The sequence below is a fragment of the Mesorhizobium calcicola genome, from assembly GCF_042682105.1.
Taxonomy (GTDB): domain Bacteria; phylum Pseudomonadota; class Alphaproteobacteria; order Rhizobiales; family Rhizobiaceae; genus Mesorhizobium; species Mesorhizobium calcicola.
Map to the genome: position 1 here is coordinate 200882 of NZ_JBHUGY010000003.1, position 11925 is coordinate 212806.

Consider the following 11925-nt stretch of genomic DNA (forward strand, 5'->3'; position numbering starts at 1 on the left):
ATGCCGAGCACTGACGCTGATTTCGCCAGGAAAGAGATTGAACTAGCTAGAGCCTTGCGAAACGCTTGGCCGAACGACAGATCGATCTCGCATAGCGAGTGCCTTTGAAATAGTCGCTCGCCGGGCCTGTTCTTCCTAAAAGAAAAGTGCGGGAAGCATGATTTCGGCCGGAGGTGAGCGATGCGGCCTCCGTGCTGAAGGTCGCCATGACTGCTGGCGCGACCACACGCAATACGCTCGAAGTCGCCGAAGACGGCTGTCGCCATCTTCGAACTGGGATCTGCACGAAAGAGACGTGGTGGTGAATCGGCACGCTGCGTGACGACACATCCGGAGCGTCGTAAAGCCGCTCGAAGCGTACCTCTCATACGCCGCGGACAATCTTGGCGACGCTGGCGCCTTGCCGTTGGTTTGGCCGTCGGCTTCTGTGCGCGTCTGGCCAGCCGACACGCGGCAGTGTGACGGCCGCCGCTTAGTAACGGTTGCCGAACCAGCCCTTGCTCTTGGGTGGCGAGGGTTCCTGATAGGCCCACGGGACGGATTTGTAGGACGGCCTCGGGTCTTGGACGCGCCAAGCCTTCTGCCAGTAGTAGAAATTGAGGGGTACTCGGGCGAGCACGCGACCGTCGGCAGACAGGAGGTCGGAAGCGCAGGCGACGACGGGGCCGTCGTAGTATTGCACGCGGCCGGTATAGCCGTTGAGCGCTCCGGGCCGGCACGCAAAGACACGAACGCCTGCAGCGATCGTGTCCGGGGCTTCCGCAGGGACGGAGATCGTCTTGATACCTTCCTCGGTGATGAGCGTGCGCACAGGCACGGAACTCCAATGCGAGCGGCGCAAGGCGTTGTTCGCCTGAGCTTCGGTCGGGTAGCCGGTTCGCTGGGTAATGACCGGCGGGAAGCGGCCCCAGTCGGGCGCATATTCTTGCCGGCTGCGACTGACGCGATCCGGTTTCCAATAGGAGTCCGTAACCGAAGCGGGGCCGGCCGAATGTGAAGCATCCGGCACTCGCTCGGCGCAACCGGCGAGCAAGGCCGCGGATGCGACGAGGTGGAGGATGTGACGAAAAGAACGCATGTCGTGCTCGTGGGTCATGGGTTTGCAGGTGAGGATTTCCGGTGGAGCCAAGCATCTGGAAGGTGCTGGCCCAAATGCCGCGATGGGTTATGCGAGCCTGATGCTCGATCTGGGCGTAGAGGCGGATGCGACGATCGGGATCGTCGGGGAGGGTGACGCCTATACCGGCTTTCAGCATTTGGCCTGCGACGTCGGCCATTTCGCCGGTCGCGCAACGCGCGACGATGACAGCTGCGTCTTTCCGGACCGGCAAGCAGACAAGCCATTTTTTCAAGGTGGCGGTTACGAGCTATGCCATGGCGACAACGCCACAAGGCCACGCCTGCTTTCCCAGCGTCGCGGTCTGGCCCAGGTCGCAGCCGTCGACGCCGCGATAGGTGCACGAAGCAAAAGTTGATTGCCGGCTCCCCATGGGCCACCCCTCTTCAGATTCATTGAGTCAGTAAACTATCTTGCAAATCGCTGTGCAAGTGTCTCTCACTCATATCCCGCGAGGGGAGGAGGGTGCTCGTATCCGGATCCGCGCCCGATGGGCCGGGTAGGGCCTCGGTATCGAGCTGACGCGGGGCCATCAGGCAATCGATACTCTGAATGCGCGCTATGCCGCGGCGGTCGCAGCGGCATCCGCTGGACGAACTCAGCGGCTTCGTGGGCGGCCTTGCCTGATGTCGCTGCGCGCCTCTCGAAGCCGCTGTTCGAGCGCTAAATAGCGAGCCGTAATCGAGTTCAGCTTTGTGAAAAACTGCCTGCTCTGCGCAGGGTTGCCCGGCGCAGGCGGAGGGAAGAAAGCAAATAGAGCTTCCCGGTCAGCGTCTAATTGTTCTAGCTCCGAGCAGAGACGGCAAATTTCGTGGTCGTCCGTTGCGGAACGCTGATGTGATGCACGGCGGTTGGCACGTCTGGAGTTAGTCTGCCGAGCCACATCGTTTGACGAAAGTACAATCGTATCCAAGGCGTTTTCTCCACGCCGGGTTGTGGTCATCCAATCTGGAATAATGCGGGTTGCAACCTATGTATACTGGCGGTTTTGCCTGTCACTTTTGACAGGTCGTGAGACGCTGGAATCCAGCGAGGAGCAACCTAGATGCCGTAATGGGCCGGCCTTCGCGAGCATAGCCAGGTTGGGTGGCTGTCCCTCAGAATGAAGGTGTTGAAACGGAGTCCGAGCGATCGGCTCCAAACATCATGAGAGGAACAGCCACCCAACCTGGCTATGCTCGCGAAGGCCGGCCCATTACGGCATCTAGTTGGATAGCCGCGCGACTGGCTTGGAGAGGCACGTCGATAGCAAGAAGGCAAGCTGGATATGGCGCAATTTGACTCAAATTTTCACGACATGACGGAGGGTATTCGCGCAGTTGCCTCTCCTGCGGACGCAGCGGACCTTCTGAACACAATTGTCGAGAGTTACGGCCTTGAGACGGCGGCCTTTCTTACCGTCAGGCCGGTTTACGAGGAACCGAGTAAGCCGTTCTGTGTGACCACCTATTCGCCTGAGTGGGTGAAACGCTACATCGAGAAGGATTTTTTCGACATCGATCCCGTGCTTCGCTACGGGCTGCGTGCTGTGACATTGGTTGATTGGAAGGAGATCGACCTATCGGACAAGGCCGTGCGCACGTTCTTTGGTGAAGCGAGGCAACATGGTGTCGGGAAGCATGGCGTCACGTTCCCGGTTAGGGGTGTCGACGGCGGCCGCGGCATTCTGAGCGTGACGAGCAACGAGAACGCAGCGGCGTGGCAGGCGTTCCTCAAATCCGAGGTTCGCGACCTCCAGCATCTCGCCGGCGAATTTCACAATGCTATCGGTCGAATCCAAGGAAGGCGACTCCATCGGACGGTCTGCTCCGATAGAGAGATCGAGTGCCTGAAATGGTACGCGAGGGGAGAGAAGGTCAAACGGACCGCAGAGATACTGTCGCTATCCCCTCGCACGGTCCGATTTCATCTTGATCTGGCACGGGCCAAGCTGGGTGCCAAAAGCTTGGCCCATGCGGTTGTGATCGCTGCCGAGCGCGGCCTTTTCTTTCAAAGACTGTTCTGATCGGTAGCCAAGCGCTTCGCGGAAGCCGCCGGCAAAACTCGTTCCGTTTCGTGAAGCTGGAAATGATAGAATGACTGGATCATGGGAAAGAAGGGAGACGTCGCTCTGGACAACCTGATCAGGAAGGCACCGCAGGGGTAGAATGCTGGCCAAACCAAGTGTCCTATTCGCAAACCACACGGTACCGCTTGCCGGGCTCGCTGATGTTCTTGCAGACAAGTGGCTTGTGGGGCTCGGAAGAGGAGAGCGGAGGGCTTGCGGCCGGCGATGCCCCTCTGTTTGATGTCTTGAGACTTGCCGTACGGCGCGGTTTGAGCCGTCCCGGCTCCTGTGGCGCAACCGGAAACACGCTGGTCTCGATCTGTTGCTGCCGCAGGCGTAGCGGCTCCTTGTCAAAGAATCGCCTGGCATCAAGCGATCTCGGAATAATCACCGTACCATCATCGCTGTGCGCGCAGCCGCTGCCCAACAGTAAGGCCAGCGTCAGGAAAACAGGCAGTATCCGTCCAAACATAAGCATAACCCTTGGCGGGCATACCCCGGCTTGCGGGTCGCCGACAACCGGCGCAATGGACACGAAGAAAGGGCGGTTTTGTTGCAACGGGTGAATAGAGGGCACAGAGAGGCCTGATGCGAGGTCAATCAGGCGGCGAGGATTTCGAACTGCTCGGCCAGGGACGGATACGGATTAAAGGCATACCTCGCCTGTCGCTTGCGCATCATGTGAATCATTTCGATGCCGGAAAGGATGGCGGAGGCGGTGGCCGTCGATTTGAAGCCGAGCATCGGCCGGACTCGGCGCTTGTTCTTCACTACACGCGACCGGCATATCCAGCGAGCAGGTCCCGACAGGCAGGCTACAGTCTGCTGCGATGACTGGGATAAACGCCGAGCTGCCAGATACCGCCGAGGAGTAAGCCTCCCTGGCATCCTTGACCCATTTGCGCAGAAGGTTGGCATTGACCCCATGGGCAAGCGCGAGGCCTGATATCGACACACCAGGCTCAAGGCAGGCCGCAACAAGCCGCGCCTTTGATCCCGGATCGTACTGGCGTCGCCCATCGCGCCCCACACGCCGCACAGGCAGTTTCTGATCATCGTCACTCATATTTGGTGTCCACCTATTTTAAGTGGACACTTCATGCGGCAGAGACCTCAACGCGAAAAGGTGCCAGGAAATTAGCGCTTAGTGCGGCTGCAAAGCCGATGAAAGATAGTTGATGAAAGTTCAATACGGAGAAGAAGTGGCGAATCACTCTGACCCCGAGTCATGCGGGGCACATCGCGAGGTGTGCGTCGAAGCGTTGACAGGGGAAACCGGCAGGCCGGCCATTGAGCCGCGAAATGATCAATTCGGGATGCCGACGCTGTTAAGCGAAGCGGAAGGCAACACGGTGCATGGCGTTAATCGCAAGCCATGCCCCGATCCCGCGCGGTCGGAGACCCTGTGCATGCCGGGAAGTCTTTCATACGGAAGCAGCGAGATCTCATCAGTGTCCAGTGCAAATGGACTGGACGGGACTGGGAAGGTCGCTGACCACAAGCCAGTCATCGACGCTGATGAGAAGTCGGATACACCCATAGTACCGCAGAAGTTGCCGAACAAGGGAGATGATCCTGCGGAGGCGATGGAGGGAAGGGGTGTAATCGGAGGGAACGTCTTCGAAACTCCAGCGTGCCGGACGCAGAGCCGGATCAAACACGCTTCGATGGGTATCGAGGGCGTACGGGAAGCCGCCAAACGGGACCCGAAGTTGCGTTTCACGACGCTGATGCACCACATTACCCCGACGCTATTGGTGGAGAGCTTCCATGCGCTTCGCAAGCAGGCGGCGAGCGGTGTGGACGGCGTGACGTGGTACGACTATGAGAAGATGCTCGACTGGCGTGTGCACGAATTACATCGGGAGATTCAATCCAGTGCATATCGTGCACAACCGTCCCGACGGGTCTACATTCCGAAGAATGACGGAAGACTCCGTCCCCTCGGCATTGCAGCGCTGGAAGAAAAAGTCGTGCAGATGGCCGTCACCACGGTTCTGAACGCGATCTATGAGCAAGACTTCCTCGGCTTCTCATATGGGTTCCGACAAGGAAGGGGACAGCATGACGCGCTGGACGCCTTGTGGGTTGGGATCGACAAACGGAAGATCAACTGGATACTGGACGCGGATATTCGCTCGTTTTACGATGAAATCGATCACGAGTGGATGGTTCGTTTCCTGTCGCATCGAGTTGGTGACCGCAAGCTGATTCGTCTGATCCACAAATGGTTGAAAGCGGGCACGATTGAGGATGGCCGCCGCGTGGCATCAACGCGAGGAACTCCTCAAGGCTCTGTAATTAGCCCCGTGCTATCGAACATCTACCTGCATTACGCATTGGATTTATGGGTCCAGCAATGGCGTACTCGAGATGCTAAAGGCGACGTGATCATTGTACGTTATGCCGACGACAGCGTGATTGGGTTCCAGTACGAAGGAGAGGCGCAGCGCTTCCTGCAAGCATTGCGGGAGCGTCTCGCTCAGTTCGGCTTGCAACTACACCCGGAAAAGACGCGGCTAATACGCTTTGGGCGGTATGCTGCGCGACAATGCCGGGAACGTGGTATCCGCAAGCCAACGACTTTCGACTTTCTGGGATTCACGCATTGCTGTGGCAGGCGGCGCAATGATGGGGGCTTCAAGATTGTCCGTCTGACGATCAAGAAGCGCATGCGCACGACGCTGGCGGCCATTCGGGAAACGCTAATGCGACGACGCCATGAACCGGTGGCAGTAGTAGGTCGGTGGCTACGGCAAGTGTTACAGGGGTATTTGAACTACCATGCGGTGCCAGACAATCTACGAAGATTGGGAGGGTTCCGCTGGGAAGTTGGTCGCGCTTGGCGACACGCTTTGATGCGTCGAAGCCAACGAAACCGGCTGTCTTGGGATCGTTTCCAAAGGCTGCTTCGCAAATACCTGCCACCATGTCGGCTGGTGCATCCGCATCCAGATGCTCGGTTCACCGTCACAACATCCGATAGGAGCCGTATGCGGTAGTGCCGCACGTACGGATCTGGCCGGGGGGCGATGGGCAACCATCGTCCCTACCGGGACCGGACATGCTATCCCGGATCAAATGGTATCTGTGGCACGGCAACACGCACCGGGCTCGCGAGGAGATCGATTGGTTGCTCGACGATGCCGATGCCACGGAAACCGACTATCCCAACATGAGAAAGCTCCTGACGGCGATCGGCGAGTTCCGGTCGTATATCGGATCAAACCACGCCAGCCTGATCAACTACGGCGAACGCTACCGGTCCGGAGAGCGGATATCCTCCGCCTTCGTCGAGGCGACCGTCAACGCCGTCGTCAGCAAGCGTTTCGCCAAGAAACAGCAGATGCAATGGAGCCGGACAGGCGCGCATCTCCTGTTGCAAACCCGAACGCAGACCCTCGACGGCTCTTTGCGGGCGACCTTCGAAAGGTGGTATCCGGGCATGGCAAACGATAATCACCGAAACTCCGGCAATCGGGCGGCGGCATAGCTGCCACACAATTCCTCATGGTCCCTTGGCGCTTGCCACGACACAAGGGCTTCCGGCGTCAGCCACAGGGTCAAGCTACCGCGTCGGCAGAGCCCCGCCTCATACTCTTGCCAGTTCGTCACCCTGAACTTCATCTTGCCGATGTGATGGCGGCGGGGGGCATTGTGTTTGAAAGGCATGGCTGCGACAGACCGATTAGTGAGCTTCCCGCCCGCCTACGCCAATGCGATTAATGATCCGCGCACCAACGTCCAACTGCTGTCGAGTTTGTCGGACCCGCGACACATTGTTTCGCCCTGGTTGCCGGCCGTACTCCGGGTCAAGTCATTGAACAAAACTCAGAAAATATTTCTACGGCACCCTCGGCGCAATCGGCATGACTTTTGACAAGTCCTCTTCGTGAAACGCGACGCGAGGCGGCACTCGTGTTCGCCTGGAGGGTTCCAATGGTTAGTGATAGCCAGCGCTTCTCGATGCCACGCAACGTCCAGCGAGTGAGTTTCCAAAGACCGACCGAGATTCATGCAGCGGAGGTGTGGGAACTCATCGCGAAGTGCCCGCCACTGGACCGCAACTCCCTGTACTGCGAGCTCCTGCTCTGCACTGATTTCGCCGACACCTGCGTGCTCGCTGAGCATGCTGGGGCGGTGGTTGGGTGGATGTCGGCTTATCGACGGCCGAGCGAGCCCTCGACGCTCTTTATTTGGCAGATTGCCGTGCATCCTGAGATCCGTAACGCAGGGGTGGGCAAGGGCCTGATCATCTCAGCCCTGAACAGGCCATGTTGCGAGAGCGTGACGCACATCAAGGCCACGGTCACGCTCAGCAACCGGGCGTCCATGTCGTTCTTCGCAGGTGTGGCGCGGAATCTACGCGCGCCAATCCGGCAGGCTCTGTGCTTCGACCGAGACATCCATTTTAAGGACAGCAGGAGAGCGAGCATACGATAGCTATCGGCCCCATTGTACGCTCCATCAGCCCTGCAGGCATCCCCGCCGATCCGCCCCTACCCAACTTAGATAAGGAGGCAACGATGACTGACCAAAGTGCGCCGGATCGCGAGGAGGAATTTGCGATCTTCAACCATCTCGAGTCAGAAGTTCGCAGCTACGCCCGCAGTTTTCCCGTCGTTTTCGCGACGGCACGAGGGGCCCAGCTGTTTGCGCGCGATGGGACAGCCTATCTCGACTTTCTCATGGGCTGCTCGAGTTTAAATTATGGGCACAATCCCCCGGAGCTGAAGTCCGCGCTCGCAGATTACATTGCGAGTGACGGCATCACGCATGGCCTCGATCTCTATAACGAAGCCAAGGAGTCTTTTCTGCGAGAATTCCATGAGACGATCCTTAGGCCGCGACAACTAGACTACGTCGTACAGTTTCCGGGTCCGACCGGCGCCAACGCGGTCGAGGCTGCCCTCAAGCTAGCCCGCAAAATCACTGGGCGCTCCAACATCATAGCTTTCACCAACGGCTTTCATGGCGTGAGCCTCGGCGCTCTCTCATGCACCGGCAATCGTTACCACCGCGCAGCCGCCGGCCAGCTGCTCGGCGGCGTCACACGGCTACCCTATGATGGCTATCTTGGATCCAGTGTAGACACCGCCGACTACCTTGATCGCCTGCTCTCGGATCCCTCCAGCGGCGTGGACGCCCCGGCGGCGGTGATTGTCGAGACAGTTCAGGGCGAAGGCGGCCTGAACGTCGCCGGCACAGAGTGGCTGCAAAAGGTGGCGGCCATTGCGCGCAGGCACGGAGCTCTGCTGATCGTCGATGACATTCAGGCGGGTGTCGGCCGGACCGATGGATTCTTCAGCTTCGAAAAATCGGGGCTTCGTCCGGACATCGTCACGATGGCGAAATCGATATCGGGCTACGGCTTGCCTTTGGCCCTCGTCCTAATTGATCGAAAACTCGACAAGTGGGAACCGGGAGAGCACAACGGGACGTTCCGCGGTAATTGCCATGCTTTCGTCACCGCCCGGGCAGCCCTAGAGCACTTCTGGCGGACAGACAGCTTGGCCGCGTCTGTCAGGAAGAAAGGCAACCTGCTGAAAAGCCGCCTTGAGCAGATCGCGCAGAAGTACGACCCAAGCCGAGTGTCAATTAAGGGTCGTGGTATGATGCAAGGCATCGATCTCAAGTCTGGCGAAGTTGCGGGGCAGGTCATTAGTACCGCCTTCCAGAGGGGCCTCATTGTCGAGACCTCTGGTCCCAAAGACGAGGTCGTAAAGTGTCTGCCACCTCTTGTCATTGAGGAGGATCGGCTTAACCAAGGCCTCGACATCCTCGAGGACGCTATCGATAGCGTAATCGGCGGCACAGTGAAAACGGCAGCGTAAGGGGCAAATCATGATCGTCAGGGATTTCAATGAGGAGAAACTGACAGCCCGGCGGGTCCAGACGCCGAGCTGGGAAAGCGTGCGGTTGCTCCTCAAGAACGATGGGATGGGCTACTCCTTCCATATCACCACAATCCAGCCGGGCGCCCGCCTCAAGATGCATTATCGGAACCACCTTGAGGCGGTCTACTGTATCTCAGGAACGAGTTCCATCGAGGATCTCCAGGCGGATCCGGTCCATGTCGTGCGACCGGGCATCATTTACGCGCTCGACAAGCATGATGCTAACCTGCTGTGTGCCGAGACCGAATTGGTGTCGGCCTGCGTCTTTGTACCTCCACTAGCTGGGCGCGAGGTGCATGATGAGACTGGCGCCTATCGTCTAGACTCCGAGGCGATTTGATGTGGCCACCAGGGAACCTCAATAAGCATCGGTAGCGAAGTATTCGGCTATTTCGTCTCTCCGCCGTCGCTCATCACTCAGGCGGGCCTCGTAGCAAGCACAGCCACAGACCTGAAAAGTACGAGACGCGCGCAATTTCGAACGATCTCCAGATGGCTCGCGTACGGTATTGCTGCTGGCAACGCGAAAAGGGGAAGAATGTATGGGTGTCAGCGCCCATCCAAAACGGCTGAGCGCGAAATAAAACCCATGGATGGCCGCTGGTGCCGCGGACGGTTAACCGGCCAAGCTACGTTGCTGAAAGGAATTTGGAGGTGATTCTCTTGCCGAATTGCGAACTTGGCGTCCACACCGTGGAGAAGATCGGAGGCACATCGATCTCCAACGCCGTTGCCGTACTCGAGAACGTCTTGGTTGGGGGACGCAAGGGGAGCGCGCTGTACAACCGCTTATTCGTCGTATCCGCTTACAGTGGGATAACGGACCGGCTTCTCGAACACAAGAAGACCGGCAGGCCCGGCGTCTATGCACTCTTCGCGCGAGCCAGTTCAAGATCGGCTTGGGTCGAAGCGATCGCGGAGGCCCATCGGGAGATGAGGAGGCTTAATGCGGAAATCTTCGGCGGCTCGTCAGAAAGGCGCGTAGCCGATGAGTTTGTGAGCGACCGCATTGAAGGAGTGCGGGGCTGCCTGTTGAATCTACAGCGGCTTTGCTCATATGGCCACTTCAGGATCGAAGAGTCCTTGAATACCGTGCGCGAGATTCTGGCCGCGCAGGGCGAAGCCCACAGTGCTCACAATACGGTTCTGCTCCTCAGGACACTCGGCGTGGAGGCGATCTTCGTGGACATGACGGGCTGGCGCGACGAAACAGAAGTGAGCCTTGACGCGCGAATCGGGACAGCGCTATCCGCGATCGATCTCGGCAAGCAGCTGCCGATCGTCACGGGCTACAGCCGATGCCCTGGTGGCCTAGTGCGGCTCTATGGCCGCGGCTACACCGAGGTCACATTCGCTCGGATCGCCGTGCTCACAGGCGCCAAGGAGGCAATAATCCACAAGGAGTTCCATCTGTCGACAGCCGACCCCAAGATTGCCGGCATCGAGCGGGTCCGCGCTGTCGGCCGCACCAATTATGATGTCGCCGATCAGCTGTCTAACCTCGAACTGGAAGCGATTCATCCGGCCGCGTCCAAGGAGTTGCGCCATGCAAATATACCTCTTCGTGTCAAGAATACGTTCGATCCTCAGAACGATGGAACCGTCATCACTCGCGACTATGTCTCTGACACACCACGAGCAGAAATCGTCGCAGGACTCAGGGGAGTGCATGCCCTAGAGTTCTTCGATCCGGATATGGTGGGTGTGAACGACTATGATGCAGACATTCTCAAGACGTTGAAAAGTCATGACGTCCGCGTGATTACGAAGGCATCGAATGCAAATACCATCGCGCATTACCTCGCCGCGGCGCCAGAGGCAATCGCCCCCGTTGTCAAGGCGCTGAAGGAAAACTTTCCAACGGCTCACGTTGCCACAAGAAAGGTAGGCATTGTCTCAGCCATCGGAAGCGCTCTCAATCTCCAGAGCCTAACGGCCACTGCTGCGCAAGCGTTAGCGGATGCCTGCATAGAGGTCCTGGGAGTACATCAGCTAATGCGCAACGTAGATATCATCTTCATAGTGGACGAATTGCGCTTGGATGACGCAGTTAGGGCGCTTCACGGCGCCCTGATCGAAGGTTCACGGCTTCGTCTTGCAGCTCAGCCTTCCGCTGGTGCGGACCCGTCAAGGCTGACTCGCCCGTAGATGGCCGATGATTGGCGTGGGTGCGTGGATCGGGACTTGAACGGATGCCAGTGTTTGATGGAGCTGTCTACGCGGTGGCTCCATTACGGCGGACGGATTTCGGGCGTGCGCATTCGAGCATGCGGTTGAGGACTGTGCAGCCGATGGCGATTTCCGTCTGCTGAGCATGAAACGACCGGGTCCGCAGGCGCCGCCCGATGAGGGCCTTGTATCGCCAGATGGCGATCTCGACCAGCGCGCGCTTACCATAGCCGGTGGTGGCCTGCCATTTCATTCGACCGTCTCTGCCGATTGCTGTGATATGCAGATCCCTTTGGCCGGGAGGTTCGGTGTCGGCGCGCTCGACCGCGTTAGCACGCGGCGGAATAACGATCACAGCGCTGGCGCTGTGGTTGATGACAGCGTCGTAGGTCGGCTTTCCATCATAGGTGCCGTCGGCGGTGAACTGTCCGACCGGGCGACTGATCTGGTCGAGCAACGGGGCCACCTGCGAGGCATCGCCTGTGCCCTGGCCGGTCATCGCGCGGGCGATGATCTTGAGACGCAGCCCGAATACCAGGCCCAACGTCAAGGCGGTTTCGATCGCCAGATCGGAATAGCGGGGGAGACCGGTAGCTTCTTCTGTGGTTGCCGCCTGTGATGCAAGAAGTTTCTGATCCTATGGGTGGTGATCGAGCGCGGTCTTCTGTAAGAGTCGGACTCGAAACGAAGTGATT

At 58.7% G+C, this 11925-nt stretch carries 8 protein-coding genes and 5 pseudogenes; 8 read left to right on the forward strand and 5 right to left on the reverse strand.

The window, feature by feature from the left end; all coding sequences use genetic code 11:
- Window positions 1–472: 472 nt before the first annotated feature.
- The gene (locus ACFSQT_RS02195) at window positions 473–1078 is read right to left on the reverse strand and encodes a hypothetical protein (RefSeq protein ID WP_379016805.1); all 606 of its coding nucleotides are present in this window, start codon (window positions 1076–1078) and stop codon (window positions 473–475) included.
- A 16-nt stretch (window positions 1079–1094) separates the two neighbouring features.
- On the opposite strand from ACFSQT_RS02195, the gene ACFSQT_RS02200 reads away from it, so the two are divergent.
- Window positions 1095–1475, forward strand: coding sequence for a hypothetical protein (locus ACFSQT_RS02200; protein WP_379016806.1), 381 nt, complete (start codon window positions 1095–1097; stop codon window positions 1473–1475).
- 909 nt (window positions 1476–2384) lie between these two features.
- Window positions 2385–3122 (forward strand): helix-turn-helix transcriptional regulator, encoded by a 738-nt coding sequence (locus tag ACFSQT_RS02205; protein ID WP_379016807.1) that lies wholly within the window; start codon window positions 2385–2387, stop codon window positions 3120–3122.
- A 642-nt stretch (window positions 3123–3764) separates the two neighbouring features.
- Here the strand turns inward: ACFSQT_RS02205 and ACFSQT_RS02210 are convergent.
- Both ACFSQT_RS02210 and tnpA read right to left on the reverse strand, forming a co-directional pair.
- Window positions 3765–3926 (reverse strand): annotated as a pseudogene (locus ACFSQT_RS02210) (IS6 family transposase); the annotation flags it as partial.
- 25 nt (window positions 3927–3951) lie between these two features.
- Window positions 3952–4230 (reverse strand): annotated as a pseudogene (gene tnpA / locus ACFSQT_RS02215) (IS66-like element accessory protein TnpA); the annotation flags it as partial.
- Window positions 4231–4342: 112 nt separating this feature from the next.
- Here tnpA and ltrA point away from each other — a divergent pair.
- Together ltrA and ACFSQT_RS02225 are read left to right on the forward strand one after the other, a co-directional pair.
- On the forward strand, window positions 4343–6166 hold the full coding sequence (gene ltrA, locus ACFSQT_RS02220; protein ID WP_379016668.1) for a group II intron reverse transcriptase/maturase: 1824 nt from the start codon (window positions 4343–4345) through the stop codon (window positions 6164–6166).
- 59 nt (window positions 6167–6225) lie between these two features.
- A pseudogene (locus tag ACFSQT_RS02225) lies at window positions 6226–6657 on the forward strand (ISKra4 family transposase); the annotation flags it as partial.
- A 23-nt stretch (window positions 6658–6680) separates the two neighbouring features.
- Here the strand turns inward: ACFSQT_RS02225 and ACFSQT_RS02230 are convergent.
- Window positions 6681–6836: pseudogene (locus ACFSQT_RS02230) on the reverse strand (IS5/IS1182 family transposase); the annotation flags it as partial.
- A 267-nt stretch (window positions 6837–7103) separates the two neighbouring features.
- Here ACFSQT_RS02230 and ectA point away from each other — a divergent pair.
- The 4 genes from ectA (at window position 7104) to ACFSQT_RS02250 (ending at window position 11209) form a co-directional block, all read left to right on the forward strand.
- Window positions 7104–7607 (forward strand): diaminobutyrate acetyltransferase, encoded by a 504-nt coding sequence (ectA, locus tag ACFSQT_RS02235; protein WP_379016808.1) that lies wholly within the window; start codon window positions 7104–7106, stop codon window positions 7605–7607.
- Window positions 7608–7690: 83 nt separating this feature from the next.
- Entirely contained in the window at window positions 7691–8998 is a 1308-nt protein-coding gene (gene ectB, locus ACFSQT_RS02240) for a diaminobutyrate--2-oxoglutarate transaminase (RefSeq protein WP_379016809.1), read from the forward strand.
- A 10-nt stretch (window positions 8999–9008) separates the two neighbouring features.
- A complete protein-coding gene (locus tag ACFSQT_RS02245) occupies window positions 9009–9401 on the forward strand; it encodes an ectoine synthase (protein WP_379016810.1) in 393 nt (130 codons plus the stop codon).
- A 314-nt stretch (window positions 9402–9715) separates the two neighbouring features.
- Window positions 9716–11209: an aspartate kinase gene (locus ACFSQT_RS02250; protein ID WP_379016811.1), complete on the forward strand. Its 1494-nt coding sequence runs from the start codon at window positions 9716–9718 to the stop codon at window positions 11207–11209.
- A 67-nt stretch (window positions 11210–11276) separates the two neighbouring features.
- On the opposite strand, the pseudogene ACFSQT_RS02255 reads toward ACFSQT_RS02250, so the two are convergent.
- Window positions 11277–11819, reverse strand: a pseudogene (locus ACFSQT_RS02255) (transposase); the annotation flags it as partial.
- Window positions 11820–11925 lie beyond the last annotated feature (106 nt).

Excerpts from the sequence above, each read along its gene's own strand:
- ACFSQT_RS02195 (WP_379016805.1), bottom strand. The coding sequence starts at position 1,078 with ATGCGTTCTTTTCGTCACATCCTCCACCTCGTCGCATCCGCGGCCTTG.
- ACFSQT_RS02200 (WP_379016806.1), top strand. The coding sequence starts at position 1,095 with ATGGGTTTGCAGGTGAGGATTTCCGGTGGAGCCAAGCATCTGGAAGGT.
- ACFSQT_RS02205 (WP_379016807.1), top strand. The coding sequence starts at position 2,385 with ATGGCGCAATTTGACTCAAATTTTCACGACATGACGGAGGGTATTCGC.
- ltrA (WP_379016668.1), top strand. The coding sequence starts at position 4,343 with ATGAAAGTTCAATACGGAGAAGAAGTGGCGAATCACTCTGACCCCGAG.
- ectA (WP_379016808.1), top strand. The coding sequence starts at position 7,104 with ATGGTTAGTGATAGCCAGCGCTTCTCGATGCCACGCAACGTCCAGCGA.
- ectB (WP_379016809.1), top strand. The coding sequence starts at position 7,691 with ATGACTGACCAAAGTGCGCCGGATCGCGAGGAGGAATTTGCGATCTTC.
- ACFSQT_RS02245 (WP_379016810.1), top strand. The coding sequence starts at position 9,009 with ATGATCGTCAGGGATTTCAATGAGGAGAAACTGACAGCCCGGCGGGTC.